Below are 22,477 nucleotides of genomic sequence, written 5' to 3'. Positions count from 1 at the left end.
AGATGTGTATAAGAGTCTGGCGAAGAGCTGGCCATGGTGCGGGTGCGCGCCGCCCAGATCGACGCCATCCGCACCGAAACCGAGGCCTTGCTGGCCTCGGAACTTGCGCTGCTGCACCAGGCCGGGGAATTGCGCCAGCTGGCGCGCGAACTGGGCGCAAGCGCATCCCATGCCGCGGTCCAGCTGCGCTGCGAACGCCTGGCCCAGGACCTGTCCGCCAGCTGTTCCAGCCTGGCGATCACGCGCAAGCGCCTGATGGGCGCGGTGCTGGAAACCGCGCTCGAACCCTTCGGCAGCGCCCTTGGCGAGCTGCCCTCGCTGGTGCGCAAGCTGGCGCGCAGCCGCGGCCGCGAAGCCGCTTTCGACAGCGCGGGCGCCGATATCCAGGTCGACCGGCGCGTGCTGGCGGTGCTGCGCGAGGCATTGATCCACCTGGTGACCAATGCGGTCGACCACGGCATCGAGGCGCCGGCGCCGCGGCGCGCGGCCGGCAAGCCCGATGCCGGCCAGCTGCGGGTCGTGGCCAGCCAGCCCGATGCCCGCCAGGTGCTGGTGCGGGTCGAGGACGACGGCGCGGGCATGGACGCCGAGGGCGTGGCGCGGGCGGCGGCGCGCGCCGGCGTGGCGCCGGACCTGGAAGGCCTGGACGAAGCCGGGCGCCTCGCCCTGGCGCTGCGCGCGGGGGTCTCGACCCGGGCCGAGCTCACCGAAGTGTCTGGACGCGGCCTGGGGCTGGCCGTGGTGGCCGACAAGGTGGCCCAGCTCGGCGGCACGGTGCGCATCGAGAGCCGGCCGGGCGCCGGCTGCGCCTTCGAGCTGCTGCTGCCGGTCAGCCTGGCCAGCCTGCGCGCCCTGGTGGTCGAGGTGGCCGGACGGCGTTTCGCCGCGCCCCTGGGCGCGCTGGACGCGGTGCGCGCGGTCCCGGCGGGGGCGGTGCGGACGGTGGAAGGCCGCGAGACCCTGGCGGCCGACGGCCGGGTGCTGCCGCTGGTGCGACTGGCCGCCCTGTGCGGCGCGCCGCAGCCCGAGACGTCCCTGGTCTCCGGCGTGGCCCTGCTGGCCGGGGCGCGCTACGGGCGCTTCGCGCTGCTGGTCGATGCGATCGTGTCGGAACAGGACGTACTGCCGCGCGGCCTGGGCCCGCTGCTGCAGCGGGTGCGTTGCTTCAGCGGCGCCACCCAGCTGGGCGACGGCAGCCTGGTGCCGGTGCTGGCCCTGGACGACCTGGCGGCCCGGGCGCCGGGCGCACCCGCGCCAGGGCCGGCAGCGAGCCAGGGTGCGGCGCCAGGCGTCGAGAAGGGGAGACAGGACGGTGGAAAACGCGTGCTGGTGGCCGAGGATTCGATCACCTCGCGCCTGCTGCTCAAGCATATCCTGGAAGGCGCCGGCTACCGGGTCGAGGCGGCCGCGGACGGCATGGAAGCCCTGTCGCGCCTGCGCCAGGGACGCTACGACGCCGTGGTGTCGGACGTCGAGATGCCGCACCTGGACGGCATCGGCCTGACCACCAGCATCCGCCGCGACGCGCGCACCGCCGACCTGCCGGTGATCCTGGTGACCTCGCTGCAGACCCCGGCCGAGCGCGAGCGTGGACTGCACGCGGGGGCCGACGCCTACCTGACCAAGGGCAGCTTCGACCAGGACCAGCTGCTGGCCCTGCTGGGGAGGATGACATGATCCGCGTGCTGGTGGTCGACGATTCGCCTTCCGTGCGCGAGCTGCTGGCCTACATCCTGGGCGGCGATCCCGCGATCCGGGTGGTGGGCTGCGCCGCCGACGGCGAGGAGGGCGTGGCCATGGCGCTGCGCCTGCGACCGGACGTGATCACCATGGACCTGCAGATGCCCAACATGGACGGCTACGAAGCCACGCGCCGGATCATGCAGGCCTGCCCGGCGCCGGTGGTGGTGGTCAGCGGCAGCGAGAACCCGGAGGAGGTCGGCGCCAGCTTCCGCGCGATCGAGGTCGGCGCCCTGGTGCTGGTGCGCCGGCCCTACGGCCTGGCGCATCCGGAGCACGCGGCCAGCGCGGCCGCGCTGCTGCGCACCGTGAAATCGATGGCCGAGGTGAGGGTGGTGCGGCGCTGGCCCGGCACCCGGCCGGCGCGCCAGCAGGCGCGCGCCGCTCCGCAGCCGGGGTACCGCCTGGCCGTGATGGGCGCCTCGACCGGCGGCCCGGCGGTGCTGCGCGACATCCTGGCCCAGCTGGGCCAGGGCTTCCCGCTGCCGGTGGTGATCGTCCAGCACATGGCGGCCGGCTTCACCGCCGGCCTGGCCGAATGGCTGGGGGCGGCGAGCGGCTTCCCGGTGCGCATTCCGGCGCATGACGAGATCCTGGCGCCCGGCGCCGCCTACCTGGCGCCGGACGGTGCGCACCTTGGCGTTGCACAGGGAACGGCGGCGGGACTGCAGGCGCGCCTGTCGGCCGAGGCGCCGGAGCACGGCATGCGGCCCGCCGTCTCCCGCCTGTTCCGCTCGCTGGCGCCGGAACTGCGCCCGGCCAGCATTGCCGTGCTGCTGACCGGCATGGGCAAGGATGGGGCGCTGGAACTCAGGCAGCTGCGCGAGGGCGGGGCGGTGACCATCGTCCAGAACCGCGACAGCGCGGCCGTGTACGGGATGCCGGGCGAAGCGGTGCGGCTGGACGCCGCCACGCTGGTGCTCGATCCGGTACGCATCGGCAAGGCGATCCACGCGATCGCGCACAACCCGGGGAGCGGCCTGTCGGTCCTCGGACTTTCGACACCGTAGCAAGCAATACTGACGAGAAGCACAGCGAGCCATGAACAAGAATAACGACTACAGATCCGACTATCGGCCCGACTACAATCCGGCCCCGGCGCGGCCGGTGGAGATCCTGATCGTCGAGGACAGCGTCACCCAGGCCGAGCAGCTGGCGCACCTGCTGGCGCGCGAGGGCGGCTACCAGGTGCGGGTCGCCGCCAACGGCCTCGAAGGCCTGGCCGCGGCGCGCCAGCGTGCCCCGACCCTGATCGTGAGCGACATCTCGATGCCCGAGATGGACGGCTTCGCCATGTGCCGCGAGGTGAAACAGGACCCGCGCCTGCGCGACATCCCGGTCATCCTGCTCACTTCGCTGACCAGCTTGTACGACGTGATCCGCGGCCTCGACAGCGGCGCCGACAACTTCATCCGCAAGCCCTTCGATTCGCGCTACCTGCTCGGACGGATCCGCTTCATCCTGGCCAACCGGGCGCTGCGCAGCAACGAGCGGGTGCAGCTCGGGATGCAGGTCAACCTGGGCGGCCAGACCCATTTCATCACGGCCGAGCGCCAGCAAATCTTCGACCTCCTGATCTCGACCTACGAGGAAGCGATCCAGATGACCGAGGAGCTCAAGCAGCAGAAGCAGCGCATCGCCCGCTCCTACCAGTCGCTCGAAGGCCTGTACAAGATCGCCGAATCGCTCAACCCGGCGCTGACCGAACGCGCGGTGGCCGACAGCGCACTGGAGCGGGTGCTGGACTTCCCGGGCGTGGCCGGCGGCTGCCTGGCCCTGCTCGACAACGGGCGCCTGCGGGTGGCGGCGGTCAGCGAGGCCGACGGCCCGATCGCGCCCGGGGCGCTGCTGGAATGCGGCTGTGCGCGCATGCTGATGACAGATGAACTGCGTCAGCCGGAGCTGCGCCATGAGTGCGAGGCCCTGGGCGGCATGCATGCCTGTGTGCCGCTGAGCGCCGGCGGGCGCCACTTGGGCCTGCTCCACCTGGCGACCACCCCGGAAGCCCTGAGCGCCGACGACATGCAGGTGCTGGGGACGGTGGGCAACCAGATCGCGATCGCGATCGAGCGCGCCCACCTGTACGCCAACATGGAAGCCCTGGTGCACGAACGTACCGAAGCCCTGCAGAGCGAACGCAACCTGCTCTCGACCGTGATGGCCACCACCGGCGCGCTGGTGGTGCTGTGCGCGCCCGATGGGCGCATCGCGCTGTTCAACCGCTCGTGCGAGGAAACCTTTGGCTGGACCGCGGCCGAGGCGCTGGGCCGCCCGGTGTGGGACGTGTTCACCCTGCGCGACGACGAGAGCGCGGTGCGCCGCTTCTGGCACGACCTGCCGCTGGACGAGATGCCGCGCCAGATCCAGGGCGAATGGCTGGCCCGCGACGGCGCGGTGCGCTCGGTGATCTGGTCGACCGCGCCGATCCGCAACGGCGCCGGCGAGATCGAGGGCGTGCTCAGCACCGGCATGGACGTGACCGAGCTGCGCGGGGTGGAGGACCGCCTGCGCTACCTGAGCAACTACGATTCCCTGACCGGCCTGCCGAACCGCGCGCTGCTGCGCGACCGCGTGCTGCAGCTGCAGGAACCTACCCGCGCGGACGGACAGGCGATGGGCTTCCTGGTGATCGGCCTGGAGCGCCTGTCCCTGGTGCGCCAGACCCTGGGCGACCGCGCCGAGCGCGCCCTGCTGGCGGACGCCGCGCGGCGCCTGTCGTCGCTGTCGGCCGGCGACACGGTGGCGCGCTACGCCGAGGGCACCTTCGCGCTGGCGGCGCGGCGCGGCGCGGTCGACGAGCTGGGCGTGCTGGCGCGCCAGGTCCTCGAGTGCCTGGGACGTCCCTTCGCGTGGGAAGGCGAGGAACTGCACCTGGACCCGCGCATCGGCATCGCGGTGTTTCCCAACGACGGCGACAGCTACGAATCGCTGGCCCAGGGCGCGGAGAGCGCCCTGGCGCGGGTCGACGCCGGCGGCGAGCGCTACACCTTCTTCCGCCCCGAGTTCAACGAGGGGGCCGAAGCCCGCTTCCGCCTCGAGAACGCGCTGCGGCGGGCCATCGAGCGCGAGGAGTTCCTGCTCCACTACCAGCCCCAGGTCGACCTCAAGAGCGGGGCCATCGTCGGGGTCGAGGCGCTGGTGCGCTGGCGCCATCCGGAGCGTGGCATGGTGTCGCCCGCGGTCTTCATCGACCTGGCCGAGGAGACCGGGCTGATCCTGCCGCTGGGGGAATGGGTGCTGCGCCGCGCCTGCCAGCAGTGCCGCGCCTGGCAGGATGCCGGCCTGGAGGTGGTGCCGGTCTCGGTGAACCTGTCGGCGCGCCAGTTCTCGGAGCAGATCCCGGCGACGGTGCGGCGCATCCTCGACGAGACCGGGCTCGAACCGCGCCTGCTGGAACTGGAACTGACCGAAAGCGCGTCGATGAAGGACCCGCAGAAGACCTTCGCCATCCTGCGCCAGCTGAAGGACATGGGCGTGCGCCTGGCGATCGACGACTTCGGCACCGGCTACTCGAACCTCAACTACCTGAAACGCTTCCCGGTCGACAAGCTCAAGCTCGACCAGTCCTTCGTGTGCGACATCGTGTCCGACCCGGACGACCTGTCGATCTCGCGTGCGGTGATCGCGATGGGCCACGGCCTGCGCCTGACCGTGATCGCGGAGGGCGTCGAGAGCCAGGGCCAGCTGTCGCTGCTGGCCGACAACGGCTGCGACGAGATGCAGGGCTATCTGTTCAGCCGCCCGGTCCCGGCCGAGGAGTGCGAAGTCCTGATGCGCGAGGGCGCCTCGCTCCAGCTCGGTCAGCTGCAGCGTGCGCCGTATGCGCGCACCGTGCTGGTGGTCGACGACGACGCCAGCCTGCAGGCGGCGGTGCGGCGCGCGCTGCGCCACAGGGACACCATCATGCTGTCCGCGGCCAACGCCGCCGAGGCCTTCGAGATTCTCGCCACCACCGAGGTCGGGGTGATCATGTGCGACCAGCGCCTGGCCGTAGACGACGGCGCGGCCTTCCTGCCGCGGGTGCGCCAGCTGCACCCGGCGGTCACCCGCGTGGTCCTGTCGGGCGCGGCCGACCTGCAATCGGTGACCGATGCCGTGAACCACGGGGCCATCTTCAAGTACCTGATCAAGCCCTGGGACGACGAGGAACTCGACCTGGCGCTGGAGGACGGCTTCGCGGAGTACGAGCGCAAGCGGCTGGCGCGTATTGGCCAGTAGCGTTGGCGGCGAGCTCATCCGGCGCGAAAGCGGAGCCACTACCTATCACCGCGTGGGCGTTCGTGATTCGGGCCACTGGCCCGAATCACCCCGCCAACCCTACCGTCCAGGGACCGACTCAGGTGCCGACGTATGCGATCTTGAACGTGAACAGCGCCGCGATCACCCACACCACCGGCCGCACTTCGCGCATGCGCCCGGTCAGCAGCTTGAGCGCCGCATAGGTGATGAAGCCGAAGGCGATGCCCTCGGCGATCGAGAAGGTGAAAGGCATCACCAGGGCGGTGACGGCGGCCGGGATGCTTTCGGTGCTGTCGCCCCATTCGACGTCGCCGAGGTCGGCCAGCATCAGGCAGGCCACGAACAGCAGCGCCGGGGCGGTGGCGTAGGCCGGCACCACGCCGGCCAGCGGCGCGATGAACAGGCAGGCCAGGAACAGGCCCGCCACCGTGAGCGCGGTCAGGCCGGTGCGTCCGCCGGCCTGGACGCCGGAGGCGCTCTCCAGGTAGGCGGTGGTGCTCGAGGTGCCCAGGATGCTGCCGGCGACGATGGCGCCGCTGTCGGCCAGCAGGGCCTTGTTGAGACGGTGCATCTTGCCCTCGACCAGCAGGCCGGCGCGGCGCGCCACCCCCATCAGGGTGCCGGTGGCGTCGAACAGCTCGACCAGGAAGAACACCAGCACCACGTTCAGGATGCCCACCGACAGGGCGCCGGCGATGTCGAGCTTGAACAGGGTCGGCTCGATCGAGGGCGGTAGCGAGAAGATGCCCTTGAAGGTGTTCCCGCCGAAGAAGAAGCTCAGCACCGTCACCAGCACGATGCCGATCAGGATCGCGCCGCGCACCTTCAGGCGGTCGAGGGCGACGATGACCAGGAAGCCGCCGATCGCCATCAGGGCTTCCGGCTTGTGCAGGTCGCCGGCCTTGACCAGGGTCGCTTCGTTGGGCACCACGATGCCGGCGTTCTTGAGCGCGATCAGGGCCAGGAACATGCCCAGGCCGACCGTGATCGCGACCCGCATCGAGCGCGGGATGCCGTCCACGATCATGCCGCGCAGGCCGAGCAGCGAGACCAGGATGAACAGGCAGCCGGAGATGAACACCGCACCCAGCGCGGCCGGCCAGGCGATGCCCATGCCCAGCACCACGGCGTAGGCGAAGTAGGCGTTCAGGCCCATCCCGGGCGCCATCGCGATCGGATAGTTGGCGTACAGGCCCATGACGGCGGTGCCGAGCGCCGCCACCAGGCAGGTGGCGACGAACACCGCTTCCTTCGGCATGCCGGCGTCGCCCAGGATCGACGGGTTGACGAAGATGATGTAGACCATCGTGAGGAAAGTAGTCAGGCCGGCCAGCACTTCGGTGCGGACGTCGGTGCCGTTTTCCCTGAGTTTGAAGAGTTTCTCGAGCATGTGAGCTTCCCGGGTTGGGGGCGGGGCCGCGCCGGCCGCGCCCGGTCTTGTGGTTTTGCCGGAAGCATAACACCGCGCCAGCCCATCCGTCGCGGGCCCGCCCGGGCGCGTGTGTTCGCGGTCGCCGGGTCGATGCGTTACCATGGGGCCTTGACCATTTCACACGCCAAGCACCACACCATGCCAAAGAATAAGCGTCCCGCCCCGCGCAAGTCGAACAACGTCCGCGAGCCCGATACCTCGGCCCAGGCCCAGGAACTGGCCGACCTGGCCCTCGAGATCGCCGAGCGCGAGGAAGTGCCGGGCTTCGGTTCGGAGGATGAGCGCGAGGAGGATCTGGCGGCCGCGGTGCGCAAGGCCGTGCGTAAAAAGCGCGACGAAGTGCTGTACGAGGCGATCGAGCTGGCGCGCTACACCGATCCGCTGGCCTGCCGCATCCTGCGCGGCCGCATCGAGGAAGAGGCCGCGACCTGGCGCCTGCGCCGCGAGGACGGCCCGGAATACGAGATCGACGCCTTCCTGGTGCCGCTGTTCGTGCGCAGCACCGGCGGTCTGGCGGCCCAGGAGGTGTTCCAGGACGACGAAGCCTTCGCCCAGCTCTCCGCCAGCTTCCAGGCGGCCGGCCTGGACAGCCCCTCGGCCAAGGTGGTGCTGATCCGCCATGCCTACGACCTGGCCGAGATCGACCATGTCAGCTACAGCATGCTGCATGAGATGCTGCGCGAGGCCGCGGCCTCGCTGCTCGAGAAAAAGCTGCAGCCGGCGCCGACCATCGAAGCCAGCATCCGCGGCTGGACCGGCGAGCCGGTGGCGCCCGACGAGACCGCGATGGAGCTGCGCTTCCTGCTCGGCTTCTCGCTCAAGCGCGCCGACGATCCGTTCTACCGGGTGCCGAAGGACGAGGAGGGCGCCGACGCCTATTTCGCGCGCCGCATGGAGCGCTACCGCGACTGGACGGCCGACGTGGCCCCGCTGGTGCGGCGCGGCCTGGCGCGCGACCCGGAGCGCCTCAGCGTCGACTTCCTCTACCAGGACCTGTTCTTCGGCGCCAAGGAGGGGGCGGTGGCGGAACTGGGCCTGCTGGCCCTGCTGTCCGAGGTCAGGCGCACCCTCGTGGCCAAGGACCTCGAAGCGGACCAGGTTCATGCGGCGGTGGCGCCGCTCGACATGGGCGAGCACATCGTCCTGCGCGCCAACCTGTACGCGCTCGACGGCGGCCTGCCCTGGGGCAGCGTAGAGAAGCCGGTCGACCTGGCGGCCGACCTGGGCGCCGAGATCGACGAGGTGTGCGACGCCTTGCTGTCGATCGGACTGGAGGGCGTGTCGGTGGCCGCCGGCTTCAGCGAGGACGGCCATGCCGAGGGCGCAGAACCGTATCACGCCACCCGCGAGGCCTGAGGCGCTTTCTTTTTCTCTTCCTGGCGCGGGCCGGAAATACGGCGCGCGCGCTATCCCACTCCAGTAATCCCCTCTCCACAGGGCTGCATGCCGTGCATTCGACGGTGCTTTTCGTAGCGCACGATCAAAAGTTTTACCGGCGTTCGTAGCCCGTTTTCCTGTATTGGTGTAGGAGCCTCCCTACATGAGGCGACCCAGCTGCAGCCCTCTCCTAGGAGAGAGGCAGCGGGGCCCGGCATTACATGATTCCTGTTGGCAATGTTTCAATGCATAAATGAAAACATTAAAAAATTTACATGTTACGATTCCGGGGTCCGGCCAGGTTCAACCGGCCTGTCCGACCGGGCGACGGAGAGAGAGAGAACCGGCCCGGCTATCTTTGCCAACAACTATAGCGCCAGCAAGGCGAAAGGAAATCAACATGCCGACCCTGATCGTGTTTTGCCACCTGCGCTGGGATTTCGTGTTCCAGCGCCCCCAGCACCTGATGACGCGTCTGGCGGAACACTACAACATCCTCTTCGTCGAGGAGCCGGTGTATAGCGAGGGCCAGGCACACCTGCAGAAAACGGCGGTCGCGCCGAACGTCACGGTGTGCCGCCCGCATACCGCCATCCACGCGCCGGGCTTCCACGACGACCAGATTCCGACCCTGCAGGCCCTGCTGGCCGACCTGGTCCCGGACGGCGAGCAGCCGGTGGTATGGTTCTACACCCCGATGGCCCTGCCGCTGCTGCAGGGCCTGCACCCGTCCAAGGTCATCTACGACTGCATGGACGAGCTTGCCGCGTTCAAGAACGCGCCCAAGCAATTGCTGCAGCGCGAAAGCGCGCTGCTGAACATCGCCGACCTGGTCTTCACCGGCGGCCCCAGCCTGTACCAGTCCAAGCGCGACCGCCACTCGAACGCCCACTGCTTCTCGAGCAGCGTCGACGCCAAGCACTTCCGCCAGGCCCAGGACCGCGACATCTCGCACCCCGACCAGGCCCACATCCCGCATCCGCGACTGGGCTTCTACGGCGTGATCGACGAGCGCTTCGACACCGAGCTGGTGCGCGCAATGGCGGCCGCCCATCCGGAATGGCAGATCGTGCTGGTCGGCCCAGTGGTCAAGATCGACCCGGCCCACCTGCCGCAGGCCGCCAACATCCACTACATGGGCCAGCGCAACTACCCGGACCTGCCGAAGTTCCTGGCCGGCTGGGACGTCTGCCTGCTGCCTTTCGCGCTCAACGAGTCGACCAAGTTCATCAGCCCGACCAAGGTGCTGGAATACATGGCGGCCGAGCTGCCCTCGGTCTCGACCCCGATCACCGACGTCAAGGTGCCCTACGGCGACGTGGTGGCGATTGCCGAAGGCGCCGAGGACTACATCGCAGCCTGCGAACGCATGCTGGCCATGACCGAAGGCGACAAGCTGAAGATGGCCAAGCGCATGCGCGAAGTGGTCGCCGGCACGTCCTGGGACCGCACCGCCGGCCGCATGCACGAGCTGATCGAGAATGTCGTGCCCGGCAACAAGGCCCAGCGCCTGTCGGCCGCGAATCCGGAAGCGCTGCCCGCCACGGTCAATCCGCTGCCGGTGGCCAAGAGCGCCAAGTCCTCGTACCGCAACATCGTGATCGGCAGCGGGCCGACCGGCCTGTCGGCCGCCTACCACCTGAGCGCCGACACGCTGGTGCTGGAGCGTAACGCGACCGTCGGCGGCTGGTGCCGTTCGATCCAGGACAAGGGCTTCACCTTCGACTACGCCGGCCACATCATGTTCTCGAACGACCCCTACGTGCTCAAGATGTACGAGGTGCTGCTGGGCGATAACGTGCACTGGCAGAACCGCGAAGCCTGGGTCTACAGCAAGAACGTGTTTACCCGTTATCCGTTCCAGGGCGCGTTGTATGGCCTGCCGCCCAAGGTCATCACCGAATGCGTGATGGGCGCGATCGAGGCCCGCTACGGCGCCAACGACGACGACCAGCAGGAAGCCGCCGCGATCGACGACTGCTGCGCCGACGGCACCCTGGACGCCTGCAACACCGACAGGTCGGTCAAGGGCGAGGTGAAGAATTTCGAGCAATTCATCAACAAGGTGTGGGGCAAGGGCATCGCCAAGCATTTCGCCATCCCCTACAACAAGAAGATCTGGACCGTGCCCCTGAGCGAGATGGAAACGTCGTGGCTGGGCGGGCGCGTGCCGCTGCCGAACCTGGAAGAGATCATCCAGGGCGCGCTGGAGCCGGTCGCCAAGCCGATGGGCCCGAACGCGCGCTTCGGCTATCCGCTCAAGGGCGGCTTCCAGGCCCTGATGAACGGCTTCCTGCCCCACATCAAGGGCAAGATCGAGACCAATGCCGACGTGGTCCAGGTGCTGCCGCGCGAACACGTGGTGGCGCTGGCCGACGGCCGCCGCTTCCGCTACGACCAGCTGGTGTCGACCATGCCGCTGCCGGAACTGATCCGCGTGATCGGCGACCAGGCGCCGGAAGAAGTGCGCGCCGCGGCCAAGGGCCTGCGCCACGTGTCGATCCGCTGTGTGAACATCGGCATCGACCGCCCGAACGCGACCGACAAGCACTGGATCTACTATCCGGAAGACACCATCTTCCACCGCATCTTCGTGCAGGGCAACGCCAGCCCGGAATGCAATCCGCCGGGCGGTTTCGGCTTTACCTGCGAGATCTCGTACTCGCCGCACAAGCCACTGCCGCTGGAGGGCGAAGCGCTGATCCAGCGCGCGATCGAGGACTGCCGCAAGGTGGGCATGATCCAAGAAGGCGACACCGTGCTGTGCGCCAACCAGGTCGACATGCCGATCGCCTATGTGCTGTACGACCACCAGCGCGCCCGGAACGTCGAGACCTGCAAGAACTGGCTCAAGCAGTTCGACATCACCCTGGCGGGACGCTACAGCGAGTGGGAGTACTACAACTCGGATCACGCCCTGCTGGCCGGCAAGAAGGCGGCGGAGGCCATCGGGGGCGGGGTGCAGGAGACCGAGGAAGCGCTGCGTACCGTGGGGGGGCAGGCCGAGTAATGCCGAGGCGGACGCCCCGGCGTCCACCCCTTCAAAAAACCGCAGGGTTTCCTGCGGTTTTTTCGTTAACGGTACTGATAGGTTCGGAAGCTACGGTGCGAACTTGGGTGTCCGCCTGCGCGGGGATGACGATCTAATGCAGGGGGGCCACAATAGTGTCCGCAGTTCCCGCCGTACGCACGTCATCGTCGCGGCGGCGGGGACCCAAGTCGACGTTCCACGCACCCACGCAAAAAGACCGGCAGCCACGCCATCAAGCGCGTCACTGCCGGTCCGGCCGTCCCATGCGAGGATGACGGGTGGTGCTCAGCGGTTACCGCCCTGGTTGCCGCCGCGGCTGCCGCCGCTGCCGCTCTGGCGGTTGCCGTCGTTCTTGTGACTCATGCGCCCGGCCTCGCGCGCCTCCTGCGAGTTGAATTCGTGGGCGTTTCCCGAGGCATGGGCTGCGCGGCCGCCCTGGGCGGCGATTTCGCGCTGCCGCTGCGGGTCCATCGAAGCGAATCCGCGCTTGCCTCCGCCTTGCTTGTTCGATGCCATGATCGCCTCCATGCCGGTGACAGGGTAGGCCCCGGCGGCGCCGGCGCGGCGCCGATGACCAGGGGCTCGATTTCATCCTAGGCAGGATGGGGGGCCCGGGAATAGGACGGAAAGGGCAGGCGCTGTAGGAAGAGTCCGGCTAACTAGGCCATATCCGGGAAGCGGCGCCGCGCTCACCCACGCAATCAGTGCCGGAGGCCGCTGCCGCGCGGCAGCGAATGCGGCAGCCAGCCGCCCGCCGGGTCGCTCGGCTCGGCCACCCGGATCACCGACAGCGGATGGGCGAACTGGATGCGCTCGCGCTCGAACTCCCGGTAGATCTCGAGCAGGATCGCCTGCTGGGCATCCATGTGCAGGATGTAGTCGGGACTCTTGAAGTGGTAGACCACCTCGAAGTCCAGCGACCACTCGCCATAGCGGAAGAAGTGGGCGCGCTCGAAATCGACGTCGCTGCGCGCGCTGACGATGGCCCGGACCATCTCCGGGATGCGCGCCATCTGGGCCTCGCTGGTGCCGTAGGCCACGCGCAGGATGAAGGCCACGCGCCGCGACAGCATGCGCTTGTGATTATGGATCCGGCTCTTGAGCAGGTCGCTGTTCGAGAACACGATCTGCTCCCCGCCCAGGCCGCGCAGGCGGGTGGTCTTGAGGCCGATGTACTCGACCGCGCCAAGGGCGTCGCCGACGATGATGAAGTCGCCGATCTCGAAGGGCTTGTCGAGCATGATCGAGAGCGAGGCGAACAGGTCGCCCAGGATGTTCTGGGTGGCCAGGGCGACCGCGATGCCGCCGATGCCCAGGCTGGCCACCAGGGTGGTGATGTTGAAGCCGAAGTTATCCAGCATCATCAGGAAGGCCACCGTCCACACCACCAGCCGCATCATGAAGAACAGGATGGTGCTCGAGGCCTTGCGCGCCCCGTCGCCGTGACTGGCCAGGAACTGGTTGCGCCAGGCGCGCAGGCCGGAGTCGCCCCATACGGCCAGCTGCAGGATCAGCGCGGCGACCGCGCAGCGCGAGACGATCAGGCGGTAGTTGTCGGGCAGGACCAGGAACATGCTGCCGAGGTAGACGCCGATGGCGAGCAGGAAGACCAGGTAGGTCTTGGCCAGCATCTTGGTGACGAAATCGTCGATGCGGGTGGCGGTGCGGCGCGACAGCTCGTGCATCCTGCGCAGCGCGTAGCTGCGTACCACGTACATCGCGGCGGTACTTCCGATGGCGACGCCGACGGCGGTCATCCAGTCTTCCAGTGCGTTACCCGGCAACAGAAAATCCATGCAGTGCTCCTCGCAAGCCAGAACCGTTCAAGGTGCTAGTTTGCGGTCCGCACCGTGCGGGGCGCGCACAATTGACAAGCCTGTTCGCCGGCCGATACATTGAACCTTTGCATCGCTCCACTTCACGGCATGTCCAAATTCACGGTTTCCTGCGGCACCCTGGTCGTCAATCCGCGGCGCGAGCTGCTGCTCTGCCACGTCACCGACACCCCCAAGTGGGACATCCCGAAGGGCATGCGCGATCCCGGCGAAACCGAGCTGGAAGCGGCCGTGCGCGAGCTGCGCGAGGAGGCCGGGCTGGCCTTCGATCCGGCGCTATTCCAGGACCTGGGGCCGTTCGAGTACCGGCGCGACAAGCGCCTGCATCTCTACCTGGTGCGCCCGGGGCCGGAACTCGACAGCCTGGACCACCTGCACTGCAGCAGCTACTTCCCGCACCACGCGACCGGCGCACCGACGCCGGAGATGGACGGCTACCGCTGGGCCTCGCGCGAGGAAGTGCGCGGACTGTGCTGGCCGCGCATGGCCGAGGTATTGCTCGGCATCGACTGGTAAGGGGGCCGGCTCAGGTGCGGACCCGCGCCAGCACTTCCTGGATCGCCTCGAGGGTGGCCGGCTTGGTCAGGTGCAGGTCGAAGCCGGCCGCGGCCGTGCGCGCGCGGTCGGCCTCGCCGCCCCAGCCAGTCAGGGCCACCAGCTTGATGCCCGCATACCGGGCTTCGGCGCGGATCGCCGCCGCCACTTCATAGCCGGACAGGCCCGGCATGCCCAGGTCGAGGAAGACCACCTGCGGCCGCAGGCTGGGGAGCATGCGCAGCGCCTGGTGACCGTCGTTCGCCACCGGTGCGCTGTGGCCCAGCAGGTCGAGCAGGGCCGACAGGGTCTCGGCCGCGTCGCGGTTGTCGTCGACCACCAGCACGCTCAGCCCAGCGTGGCCGGGCGGCGCGTGCCGGGCCGCATCCGGCGCCGGCACGACGGGCGGCGCCTCGGCCAATTCGGCATGCAGCGGCAGGCGCACCGTAAACACGCTGCCGGCGTTGGTGCCGGCGCTGGCGGCGCGCACGCTGCCGCCGTGCAGTTCCACCAGGCTGCGCACCAGCGACAGGCCGATCCCGAGGCCGCCCGCACCGGGCTGCTGGTCCTGGCCGACCTGGGTGAACATCTTGAACACGTCTTCCAGCGATTCCGGGGCGATGCCGATGCCGTTGTCGGACACGGCGATGACGGCCTGGCCGCCGTCGCGCTCGGCGGCCAGCACGATGCGTCCGCCGCGCGGCGTGTAGCGCGCCGCGTTGTTGAGCAGGTTGCTGACCACCTGGGTCAGGCGGGTCGGGTCGGCGTCGAGCAGCAGCGGCTCGGCCGGCATGCGCACGTCGAGGTAATGGCGGGCGGCCTCGATCTGGGGCATGCTGGTCTCGACCGCGCTCGACAGCACCGCGGCCAGGTCGACCCGCTCGCGCTTGAGCTCCACCTGGCCGCGGGTGATGCGGGCCACGTCCAGCAGGTCGTCGACCAGGTGCACCAGGTGCCCCAGCTGGCGGTCCATGATCTCGTGCACGCGCGTCACGGCCTCGGCATCCTCCGGCGCGCGGCGGATGAACTGCAGCCCGCTGCGGATCGGCGCCAGCGGGTTGCGCAGTTCGTGGGCCAGGGTGGCGAGGAACTCGGTCTTCAGGCGGTTCGCCTCGGACAGGTCCGACGCCATCTTGCGGAGCGCGTCCTCGGAGCGGCGCCGCTCGGTGATGTCGGTGAACAGGATGGCGACGCGGCGCCATTCGGCCGGGCCGAGGCGGGTGGCGTAGACGTCGTACCAGCGCCCAAGCTCGCGCGCCTCGTTCACGAAGCGCACCGGTTCGCCGCTCTCGGCCACCCGGCCGTAGATCTCGAACCAGTGCGACTCGTGGCGCGGCGCGAGCTGGCGCATGGTGCGGCCGACGGCGTCGCGCAGGCCGGTGTGCTTGACGAAGGCCGGATTGGCTTCCAGGAAGCGGTAGTCGGCCGGCTGGCCCTTGCTGTCGTACAGCATCTCGATCACGCACAGGCCTTCGTCGATGGAATCGAACAGGGTGCGGTAGCGCTCCTCGGTCACGCGCAGCTGCTGCTCGACCTCGATCTGGCGGGTGGCGTCGATCACCACGCCACGGATGCGCACGGCCGCGCCGCGCGCATCCTGGTCGACGTGGCCGCGCGCGATGGCCCAGCGCCAGGCGCCGCCCGGCAGCCGGATGCGGAAGGTGGCGTCGTAGCCCCCGCCCTGGCTGGCCGCCTCCGCCAGGCGCGCCTGGATCAGCGGCACGTCGTCCGGATGCAGGGCCGCCAGGTAGGCCGCCAGCGGCGCGCTCTCGGCCAGCGCCGGATCGATCCCGAACAGGACCGCCATGCGCGTATCGGCGCTGACGCGATCCAGGGCGATGTCCCAGCTCCACACCGCCAGCTCGGCAGCGGCGATGATGGTCTCGAGGCGCGCGCGGGTGTCCATCAGGTCGGATTCGGCGCGCTGGCGTTCGGCCATGCTGCGGAAGGCGTCGATGTAGAAGCGCGCCTTGGCCTTGAGGATGGCCGGGGAGAGCGGCGCATGCAGCACCGCGATGGCGCCCGCCTCGTACAAGGCCTCGACCGGCGGCGGATCGGCTTCGGCGCCGGGCGCGGGCAGGCCGAGCGCCACGATCGGCGTATGCTGCGAACGCAGGTTGGCGCGCATCAGGCGGATCGTGTTGAGCAGCATCGCCGCATCGCCCGCATAGCCGGCCAGGATCAGCGCGAAATCGTGGTTCCTGGCCTGGGCCAGCCCTTCGGCAGCGGTCTGGACGCGTACGATCGCCTGCCCGAGTTCGTTCGATACCTGCAGCACTACCGGGTCCACCACGGGCAGGTTGCAGATGAATAGGACGGTGGGATGGACGCCGGCGCTCAGCATCCGCGTCCTTCGATCGGCGTGCACGCGCGTGCACGAACTGGCGGGCGGGGAGGGGCTTCGGTCATGTAGGCGTTGGCGGCGCCGGCCCATGCGGACCGGCAGCGAAATAGTGGTCTCTTCGACAATCTAAGCGGGTGTCCACCTGCTGTCAACGTCTCTTTTCCGCCACCCGCGCCGCATGGCGCCGGCGGCCGGTGCGCCCCGGATCATGCTTTGCCGGTAGTATCTTTTTCGTGCCAAGGCGCAGCAGGACTGAAAGGAGAAAAGCATGGAAGCAAGCAAAACAGCCGGGGCTGGCGTCCCCACCGTCGAACAGGTCGACGTGTCGCGGATCATGGGCGGCCTGTACGGCGACGGCATCATCGCCTGCCGCGGCGCCTTCGAGCGCGCCTGGGTCGAGCGCCTGGGCGCCGACATCGCGATGCTGTTCGACGAGGCGCGCGGCCGCCCCGGCGGGGCGCTCGAGCGCGGGCCGAACCGCTACTACGTCGAGGTCCATCCGGAACGCCTGTCGGGCTTCCTCGACATCGTCACCCATCCCTGGGTGGTGTCGGTGTGCCGCGCGGTGCTGGGGCCCGACTACAAGATCGTGGAGGTGGGCTTCGACGTGCCGGGGCCGGGCGCCATGCACCAGCCCTGGCACCGGGATTTCGCCTCGCCGCCCGAGACCCTGGTGGGCCGGCGCCTGAGCTCGCTGGCGTTCAACATCACGACGGTCGACGTCACCGAGGACATGGGTCCCTTCGAGATCGCGCCCGGGACCCAGTGGGACGACCTGACTGGTGGCGACCCGATGTTCCCGCCGCAGGGGACCTGGGCCCGCTACGAGGAGCGCGCCCAGCGCAAGCTGCCACAGGCGGGCGACATCTCGGCGCGTTCGGCCCTGACCATCCACCGCGGCACCGCCAATCGCTCGAACCGCTCGCGGCCGGTGCTGGTCGTGGGCGCGGAGGCGCCCGACTGCACCAGCCTGGTCAAGCACGACCTGCAGATGTCGCGCGCCTTCCATGCCAGCCTGCCGCTGGAGGTGGCGCGTCACCTGAACACCCGCGTGGTCGACCAGCTCGAAGCGATCTACCAGGCGCATACCATCGAAGGCCTGCGCATGGGCGTATCGATGTCGTAAAGAGGGGGAAGGATCGTACGGCAGGCTCCGCGCACCAGGACGGTGCGCGGGATAGGGTTCAAGGCTTGTCGGGCACCTGCTGGGCCGGTACCGGCGTCTTGAGGCCTTCGGGGATGGCGTCGGCGATGCCATTGTTGGGCGCCTGGCCCACGCGGCGGGCCTCGTCGGAATGCTGGTCGAGGCTGACTTCCTCGGCCACGTCGAAGCGTCCGTCCTCGGCGCCGCCCTCGCCGGGCAGCAGGTTCTCGGAACGCTGGTCCTCGCCGCCGCGGTTCACGGACGCCCCGTCCTTGGAAGGCGGGTTCGAGGGCTGTTTGGATTCGGCCATGCTGTCCTCCTGGAATCGTTTCGGATGGCTCTGATTATCTCCCAGCCCCCAGGCCCCGGGCGCACGCTATCTGCGCTTGTCCTTCTGCGGCAGGTTCTTCTCCAGGATCGCCCATAGGATCAGGCCGTAGGCCAGCAGGCGGATCAGGTAATGCAAGGGCGAATCCTCGCCGCCCTGGTCGCGCAGCACCGCGTACAGCCGGTGCGCGCCCTGGATCGCGAAGGACAGCGCGAACCACAGGAAGAAGCGGTCGGCCGAGCTGCGCCAGAAGCGGATGAAGAACAGGGCGATGGTCAGCGAAGCCATCGCGATCGCGCCGCTGAGGAGGTCGTTCAGAGGGTCAATCATTTTCGTAGATCAAACCATACAAGAGGAGCAGGCAGGCCAGCAGGGCGCTGATCAGGCGCGGCAGCATGAAATCGACATTCGGGAAAACGACCTTGTCCAGCAAGAGGAACAGGTTATTCACGGTCATTACCGCGAAACAGGACCCGCTCCAGAACAGCAGCCGGTAGCGCGTGCGCCGGTAGCTGCTGAACAGCAGCCAGGCGCAAGCCAGCGAGGTCAGGATGCAGAGGGTGTAGATGATCTCGCCCATTTCAGGCGTCCTTTCGCAAGCGGAAGGCATCGGCGAACTTCTGCGCCTTCCGGTCGAGGGTGGAATGGATCAGGTGGGTCACTTCCACCAGGTGCTTGGCGTAGAGTTCGGCAAGGCGGTCGACCAGTTCGCGCAGCGCCTCGGTGGCGGGCGCATAGCAATAGGCATGCTCGGCCGGCGCGTCGCAGCGGCGCGCCATGCCTGCGGTGCACAGGTCGTCGAGCAGGCCCTGCGCAACCTTCTCGCGGATGTAGAGCCGTTCGGCCAGCGCCGTGCCGTCCCATTGCTGGCCGGGTGAGGCGCGCAACAGCAGCAGGGCTTCCAGGAACGGCACGGAGGGCACGCTCGTCAAGACGAAGCGCCGCAGGTCCTCCGGGATATCCGGGTGTGTCATTCGCGAATCATGTGTTTCCGGAAGGGAAATTTTCGTTTAAGAAAAGACAAATTCTAAATCATTCTTTTTAGCAATGCACTTTCAATCGTGCGCCGTATGTACGACCGGTGATTGGCCGTATTGTGGAGTCGGAAGGTTTGCTGTCGGCTAAAATGATCGCACTGTTTTTTTGAGTTCGATCATCATGTTCCGTACCTTCCTCGCTCGCCTGATCATGGCGGGCGCGCTGTTCGCGGCTGGCGCCGTTCAGGCCGCCAGCTGTCCCGTCCATTACCTCGATGGGCGGGCGCCCGAGATCCGCAATCCCAAGCTGGCCAGCGGCGCCCGCGAACTGTGCTACGGCGTGTTCGGCGTCATGCATTCGGGCGTGACCCGGACGCCGTTGTGGTCCGCGGAGCACCTGCGCGCCGATAACCTGGAGCGCGCCGAAGGCCTCGACCGCGACAACGCCTTCCACGCCGAGCCGCGCCTGCCGCCAGGCCAGCGCGCCGAACTGGCCGATTACGCGCGCAGCGGCTTCGACCGCGGCCACCTGGCGCCGAATGGCGACATGCCGGACCGGCGCACCCAGCGCGAGAGCTTTTCGCTAGCCAACATGGTGCCCCAGGACGGCGACCACAACCGGCACATCTGGGCGCCGATCGAACAGAGCGTGCGCAAGATGGCCAAGCGCGAAGGCGAACTCTACGTCATCACCGGCCCGGCCTTCCTCGGGACCAGCCTGCGCAAGGTGGGCAACGTGATCGTGCCCAGCCACTTGTACAAGGTGGTGTACAGTCCGCGCCAGAAAGCCGCCGCCGCCTGGTTCGTCGAGAACCGCAGCGGGGCGCCGATCCACGTGATACCGGTGGCCGAGCTCGAGCGCATCGTCGGCATCGAGCTGCTGCCTTCGCTCCCACGCCAGCAGAAGGAACGCATGCTGCGCCTGCCGAAAATCAAGCAACGCAAGCCGCGCGGCGCGGACCGCGATTGACAAGGAGATTCCATGAAGACGAAGAAGACCGCATTCTCGCCGTTCGCCAACGAAGCCGACGTGCTCGAAGTCGGCAACCTGATGCTGGAAAACCGCGTCGACCGCGTCACGGTGTCGGGCGACGTCGACCTGACCGCCGACCGGCAGGGCCTGGCCGCGGCACGCCGCCTGCACGAAGCCCTGGGCGCGATCGTGGCGGCGCTGGAAAGGCGCGAACTGCCCGACAAGCTGCCGCCGCCGCAGGTCAAGACGGTCGGCAACCCCTTCGCCTGAGGGCGCACTGGGCGGGTTTGCCGGGCCGGGAAGTCCTTCGATTGTCGAGCGTCAATGGTGCGCAAGCCTGAGCGGGTTTGGGGTAGGCTCGATTGGCAAAGCGCTAATCCATCAGCGCGCGCACCCCGCCAGGACGGCGGCTGCGCAACGCGACCCAACAATCGGAGGAACGACCATGCAACATACGCTTGTAGCGGTATTCGACAACCGCACCGACGCACAGAACGCGATGAACGAACTGCTGTCGTCCAACTATTCCCGCGAGAACGTCCGGCTGTCCACCTCGGACACCACCGGCATGAGCGACAGCGGCGCCACCCGCACCGCCGATGCCGACGAAGGTTTCGGTTCCGGCATCAAGAACTTCTTCAGCGACCTGTTCGGCAGCGATGATACCGGCCATGCCAGCCGTTACGAAAGCGCCGTCAGCGGCGGGCGCCATGTGCTCACGCTGACCGCCGACTCGCTGCCGGAAGTCGAGCGCGCCGCCGACATCGTCGAGCGCTACGGCCCGACCGACATCGACGAGCACTCCGACCGCACCGGCTCGATGGCCGGAACGGGTATGGCGGGCGCGATGGGCGCAGGCAGCGCCGGCCTGCAGCAATCGTCCTCGATGTCGGCCCAGTCGGGCGCTTCGACGGCGTCCCAGGGCCTGCAGTCCTCGAGCCTGCAGGGCGGGGTCCAGCGCACCGATTCGCTGCAGCGCGACACCGCGGCCCTGCGCCGCGACGAGACCAGCGCCTCGATCCCGGTGGTGGAAGAACAGCTGAAGGTCGGCAAGCGCGAAGTCCAGCGCGGCGGCGTGCGCATCTTCTCGCGGGTGATCGAGACCCCGGTCGACCAGACCATCGGCCTGCGCGAGGAGCACGTGAACGTCGAGCGCCACCGCGTCGACCAGCCGATCAATCCCAACGACGCCACCGCGTTCAAGGAGCAGACCATCGAGATGCGCGAGACCGCGGAAGAAGCCGTGATCCAGAAATCCGCCCGCGTGGTCGAGGAAGTGACGGTCGGCAAGCAGGTCAACGAACGCCAGCAGCAGATCCACGACACGGTGCGCCGCACCGAAGTCGAGGTCGAGCGCCTGGGCGCCACCGGCAGCCTGCGCGACGACGACAGCTACTACCGCAGCCACTTCACCAGCAACTACGGCAGCAGCGGCGCTTCGTACGACGACTATGCCCCGGCCTATTCCTACGGCAGCCAGATGCGCAGCGACAGCCGCTACGCCAACCGCCAATGGGACGATGTCGAAAGCGACCTGCGTACCGACTGGGAAAGCCGCAACGCGGGCAGCGCCGGCTCGACCTGGGAGAAGATGAAGGCGGCGGTCCGTCGCGGCTGGGACCGCATGACGGACGATGACGACGACAGCTACTACCGCAACCACTACAACAGCAATTTCGCTTCCAGCGGGGCGGACTACGACGACTATGCTCCGGCGTACTCCTACGGTTCGCAGATGCGCAGCGACGCCCGCTACAGCAACCGCCAGTGGGACGATGTCGAGAGCGACCTGCGCACCGACTGGGAAACCCGTAACGCGGGCAGCACCGGCTCGACCTGGGAGCGCATGAAGGCGGCCGTGCGTCATGGCTGGGACCGCATGACGGACGACAATTCCACCCGCCGGACCTACTAAGGCGGGCGTCGCCGGACCAGCGTGTCCGGCGCCATGCGGCGGCGCCTTCGGGCGCCGTTTCTACTGGATGCGCGGCTGGCGGCCACAACTGGGCAGGCGCGCGCCCGCCCCAGCAGGATTGGAGTAGTCTCGATCCATCGTCCAGCGATCCAGAGGAGCCGACCAGATGTCCAGCAGCACGCCCCCAACCCGCGCCGCTTCCGAGGCGGGGGAAAGCCTGTCGATCCCCGTGTTCGAGGAACGGCTCGAGGTCGGCACCCGGGTCGCCGAGACCGGGCGCGGGGTGCGCATCCACAAGACGGTGTCGGAACTGCCGGTGACCATCGACGAGCGCCTTGCGCGCGAAGAGGTGGAAGTCCGGCATGTTCCGGTGGACCGCATCGTGGCCGCCGACCAGGCGCCCGCGACCCGCTACGAAGGCGACACGCTGGTGGTGCCGGTCCTCGAAGAAGTGCTGGTGGTGGAACGCCGCCTGCGCATCAAGGAGGAACTGCACATCACCCGCGTGCGGCGCGAGGAGCGCTACCAGGACGAGGTCATGCTCAAGGCCGAGCAGGTCCACGTCGAGCGCTTCGACGATGCCGGAAACCCGCCAACCACCTGAGCCA

General features: G+C 68.6%; 19 protein-coding genes. 11 read left to right on the top strand and 8 right to left on the bottom strand.

All coding sequences use genetic code 11. From position 1 onward, the window contains the following. Positions 1 to 33 precede the first annotated feature (33 nt). The 3 genes from KBW98_RS00835 to KBW98_RS00825 are packed head-to-tail and all read left to right on the top strand — an operon-like array spanning position 34 to position 5,958. Complete coding sequence (locus KBW98_RS00835; RefSeq protein ID WP_211518175.1) at positions 34 to 1,677, top strand: response regulator; 1,644 nt, start codon at positions 34 to 36, stop codon at positions 1,675 to 1,677. Continuing rightward, positions 1,674 to 2,750, top strand: coding sequence for a chemotaxis-specific protein-glutamate methyltransferase CheB (cheB, locus tag KBW98_RS00830; RefSeq protein ID WP_211518174.1), 1,077 nt, complete (start codon positions 1,674 to 1,676; stop codon positions 2,748 to 2,750). Before KBW98_RS00835 ends, cheB begins: the two co-directional genes overlap by 4 nt. Before the next feature lie 31 nt (positions 2,751 to 2,781). Further along, entirely contained in the window at positions 2,782 to 5,958 is a 3,177-nt protein-coding gene (locus KBW98_RS00825; protein WP_211518173.1) for an EAL domain-containing protein, read from the top strand. Positions 5,959 to 6,076: 118 nt separating this feature from the next. On the opposite strand, the gene KBW98_RS00820 is transcribed toward KBW98_RS00825, so the two are convergent. Next, positions 6,077 to 7,369, bottom strand: a complete 1,293-nt coding sequence (locus tag KBW98_RS00820) for an NCS2 family permease (protein ID WP_211518172.1) — start codon at positions 7,367 to 7,369, stop codon at positions 6,077 to 6,079. A gap of 180 nt (positions 7,370 to 7,549) precedes the next feature. Here KBW98_RS00820 and KBW98_RS00815 point away from each other — a divergent pair, with 180 nt between their 5' ends. Further along, positions 7,550 to 8,767 (top strand): hypothetical protein, encoded by a 1,218-nt coding sequence (locus KBW98_RS00815; protein WP_211518171.1) that lies wholly within the window; start codon positions 7,550 to 7,552, stop codon positions 8,765 to 8,767. 421 nt (positions 8,768 to 9,188) lie between these two features. Further along, a complete protein-coding gene (locus KBW98_RS00810) occupies positions 9,189 to 11,798 on the top strand; it encodes an FAD-dependent oxidoreductase (RefSeq protein WP_211518170.1) in 2,610 nt (869 codons plus the stop codon). A 306-nt stretch (positions 11,799 to 12,104) separates the two neighbouring features. Here the strand turns inward: KBW98_RS00810 and KBW98_RS00805 are convergent, their stop codons facing one another. Next, positions 12,105 to 12,347 (bottom strand): KGG domain-containing protein, encoded by a 243-nt coding sequence (locus KBW98_RS00805; RefSeq protein WP_211518169.1) that lies wholly within the window; start codon positions 12,345 to 12,347, stop codon positions 12,105 to 12,107. Between the two features lie 173 nt (positions 12,348 to 12,520). Further along, positions 12,521 to 13,615 (bottom strand): mechanosensitive ion channel family protein, encoded by a 1,095-nt coding sequence (locus KBW98_RS00800; RefSeq protein WP_211518168.1) that lies wholly within the window; start codon positions 13,613 to 13,615, stop codon positions 12,521 to 12,523. A gap of 129 nt (positions 13,616 to 13,744) precedes the next feature. Between KBW98_RS00800 and KBW98_RS00795 the strand changes: the two genes are divergently transcribed. Then, complete coding sequence (locus KBW98_RS00795; protein WP_211518167.1) at positions 13,745 to 14,170, top strand: NUDIX hydrolase; 426 nt, start codon at positions 13,745 to 13,747, stop codon at positions 14,168 to 14,170. Between the two features lie 10 nt (positions 14,171 to 14,180). On the opposite strand, the gene KBW98_RS00790 is transcribed toward KBW98_RS00795, so the two are convergent. Further along, complete coding sequence (locus KBW98_RS00790; protein ID WP_211518166.1) at positions 14,181 to 16,532, bottom strand: ATP-binding protein; 2,352 nt, start codon at positions 16,530 to 16,532, stop codon at positions 14,181 to 14,183. A 268-nt stretch (positions 16,533 to 16,800) separates the two neighbouring features. Between KBW98_RS00790 and KBW98_RS00785 the strand changes: the two genes are divergently transcribed. After that, complete coding sequence (locus tag KBW98_RS00785) at positions 16,801 to 17,658, top strand: phytanoyl-CoA dioxygenase family protein (protein ID WP_211518165.1); 858 nt, start codon at positions 16,801 to 16,803, stop codon at positions 17,656 to 17,658. Between the two features lie 58 nt (positions 17,659 to 17,716). Here KBW98_RS00785 and KBW98_RS00780 read toward each other — a convergent pair whose 3' ends face one another. The 4 genes from KBW98_RS00780 to KBW98_RS00765 all read right to left on the bottom strand — a co-directional run bounded on the left by KBW98_RS00780 (position 17,717) and on the right by KBW98_RS00765 (position 18,978). After that, positions 17,717 to 17,986, bottom strand: coding sequence for a hypothetical protein (locus tag KBW98_RS00780; RefSeq protein WP_211518164.1), 270 nt, complete (start codon positions 17,984 to 17,986; stop codon positions 17,717 to 17,719). A gap of 66 nt (positions 17,987 to 18,052) precedes the next feature. Further along, the gene (locus KBW98_RS00775) at positions 18,053 to 18,334 is read right to left on the bottom strand and encodes a DUF5985 family protein (protein WP_229428892.1); all 282 of its coding nucleotides are present in this window, start codon (positions 18,332 to 18,334) and stop codon (positions 18,053 to 18,055) included. Then, positions 18,327 to 18,584, bottom strand: a complete 258-nt coding sequence (locus KBW98_RS00770; RefSeq protein ID WP_211518163.1) for a DUF5985 family protein — start codon at positions 18,582 to 18,584, stop codon at positions 18,327 to 18,329. Before KBW98_RS00770 ends, KBW98_RS00775 begins: the two co-directional genes overlap by 8 nt. A 1-nt stretch (position 18,585) precedes the next feature. Next, positions 18,586 to 18,978, bottom strand: coding sequence for a hypothetical protein (locus tag KBW98_RS00765; RefSeq protein ID WP_211518162.1), 393 nt, complete (start codon positions 18,976 to 18,978; stop codon positions 18,586 to 18,588). Between the two features lie 184 nt (positions 18,979 to 19,162). Between KBW98_RS00765 and KBW98_RS00760 the strand changes: the two genes are divergently transcribed. The 4 genes from KBW98_RS00760 to KBW98_RS00745 all read left to right on the top strand — a co-directional run bounded on the left by KBW98_RS00760 (position 19,163) and on the right by KBW98_RS00745 (position 22,473). Continuing rightward, complete coding sequence (locus tag KBW98_RS00760) at positions 19,163 to 19,951, top strand: DNA/RNA non-specific endonuclease (protein WP_211518161.1); 789 nt, start codon at positions 19,163 to 19,165, stop codon at positions 19,949 to 19,951. A 12-nt stretch (positions 19,952 to 19,963) separates the two neighbouring features. Continuing rightward, positions 19,964 to 20,224 (top strand): hypothetical protein, encoded by a 261-nt coding sequence (locus KBW98_RS00755; protein ID WP_211518160.1) that lies wholly within the window; start codon positions 19,964 to 19,966, stop codon positions 20,222 to 20,224. A 175-nt stretch (positions 20,225 to 20,399) separates the two neighbouring features. Next, positions 20,400 to 21,869: a YsnF/AvaK domain-containing protein gene (locus KBW98_RS00750; RefSeq protein WP_211518159.1), complete on the top strand. Its 1,470-nt coding sequence runs from the start codon at positions 20,400 to 20,402 to the stop codon at positions 21,867 to 21,869. 166 nt (positions 21,870 to 22,035) lie between these two features. Next, positions 22,036 to 22,473 carry a DUF2382 domain-containing protein gene (locus KBW98_RS00745; protein WP_229428891.1) on the top strand — a complete coding sequence of 146 codons (438 nt, stop codon included), beginning with the start codon at positions 22,036 to 22,038 and terminating at the stop codon, positions 22,471 to 22,473. The last annotated feature ends 4 nt before the right edge of the window (positions 22,474 to 22,477 follow it).

The organism is Massilia sp. ST3 (assembly GCF_018119405.1).
Classification (GTDB): Bacteria; Pseudomonadota; Gammaproteobacteria; order Burkholderiales; family Burkholderiaceae_D; genus Telluria.
Note: the sequence above shows the minus strand (reverse complement) of the source record. Positions and strands in the feature narration are given on the sequence as shown.

What these genes read in the sequence shown, in the direction of transcription:
- KBW98_RS00800 (WP_211518168.1), bottom strand. Translation starts at nt 13,615, where the DNA reads ATGGATTTTCTGTTGCCGGGTAACGCACTGGAAGACTGGATGACCGCC.
- KBW98_RS00770 (WP_211518163.1), bottom strand. Translation starts at nt 18,584, where the DNA reads ATGGGCGAGATCATCTACACCCTCTGCATCCTGACCTCGCTGGCTTGC.
- KBW98_RS00805 (WP_211518169.1), bottom strand. Translation starts at nt 12,347, where the DNA reads ATGGAGGCGATCATGGCATCGAACAAGCAAGGCGGAGGCAAGCGCGGA.
- KBW98_RS00765 (WP_211518162.1), bottom strand. Translation starts at nt 18,978, where the DNA reads ATGACACACCCGGATATCCCGGAGGACCTGCGGCGCTTCGTCTTGACG.
- KBW98_RS00825 (WP_211518173.1), top strand. Translation starts at nt 2,782, where the DNA reads ATGAACAAGAATAACGACTACAGATCCGACTATCGGCCCGACTACAAT.
- KBW98_RS00810 (WP_211518170.1), top strand. Translation starts at nt 9,189, where the DNA reads ATGCCGACCCTGATCGTGTTTTGCCACCTGCGCTGGGATTTCGTGTTC.
- KBW98_RS00755 (WP_211518160.1), top strand. Translation starts at nt 19,964, where the DNA reads ATGAAGACGAAGAAGACCGCATTCTCGCCGTTCGCCAACGAAGCCGAC.
- cheB (WP_211518174.1), top strand. Translation starts at nt 1,674, where the DNA reads ATGATCCGCGTGCTGGTGGTCGACGATTCGCCTTCCGTGCGCGAGCTG.
- KBW98_RS00835 (WP_211518175.1), top strand. Translation starts at nt 34, where the DNA reads ATGGTGCGGGTGCGCGCCGCCCAGATCGACGCCATCCGCACCGAAACC.
- KBW98_RS00780 (WP_211518164.1), bottom strand. Translation starts at nt 17,986, where the DNA reads ATGGCCGAATCCAAACAGCCCTCGAACCCGCCTTCCAAGGACGGGGCG.
- KBW98_RS00745 (WP_229428891.1), top strand. Translation starts at nt 22,036, where the DNA reads ATGTCCAGCAGCACGCCCCCAACCCGCGCCGCTTCCGAGGCGGGGGAA.
- KBW98_RS00820 (WP_211518172.1), bottom strand. Translation starts at nt 7,369, where the DNA reads ATGCTCGAGAAACTCTTCAAACTCAGGGAAAACGGCACCGACGTCCGC.
- KBW98_RS00775 (WP_229428892.1), bottom strand. Translation starts at nt 18,334, where the DNA reads ATGATTGACCCTCTGAACGACCTCCTCAGCGGCGCGATCGCGATGGCT.
- KBW98_RS00750 (WP_211518159.1), top strand. Translation starts at nt 20,400, where the DNA reads ATGCAACATACGCTTGTAGCGGTATTCGACAACCGCACCGACGCACAG.
- KBW98_RS00760 (WP_211518161.1), top strand. Translation starts at nt 19,163, where the DNA reads ATGTTCCGTACCTTCCTCGCTCGCCTGATCATGGCGGGCGCGCTGTTC.
- KBW98_RS00795 (WP_211518167.1), top strand. Translation starts at nt 13,745, where the DNA reads ATGTCCAAATTCACGGTTTCCTGCGGCACCCTGGTCGTCAATCCGCGG.
- KBW98_RS00815 (WP_211518171.1), top strand. Translation starts at nt 7,550, where the DNA reads ATGCCAAAGAATAAGCGTCCCGCCCCGCGCAAGTCGAACAACGTCCGC.
- KBW98_RS00785 (WP_211518165.1), top strand. Translation starts at nt 16,801, where the DNA reads ATGGAAGCAAGCAAAACAGCCGGGGCTGGCGTCCCCACCGTCGAACAG.
- KBW98_RS00790 (WP_211518166.1), bottom strand. Translation starts at nt 16,532, where the DNA reads ATGCTGAGCGCCGGCGTCCATCCCACCGTCCTATTCATCTGCAACCTG.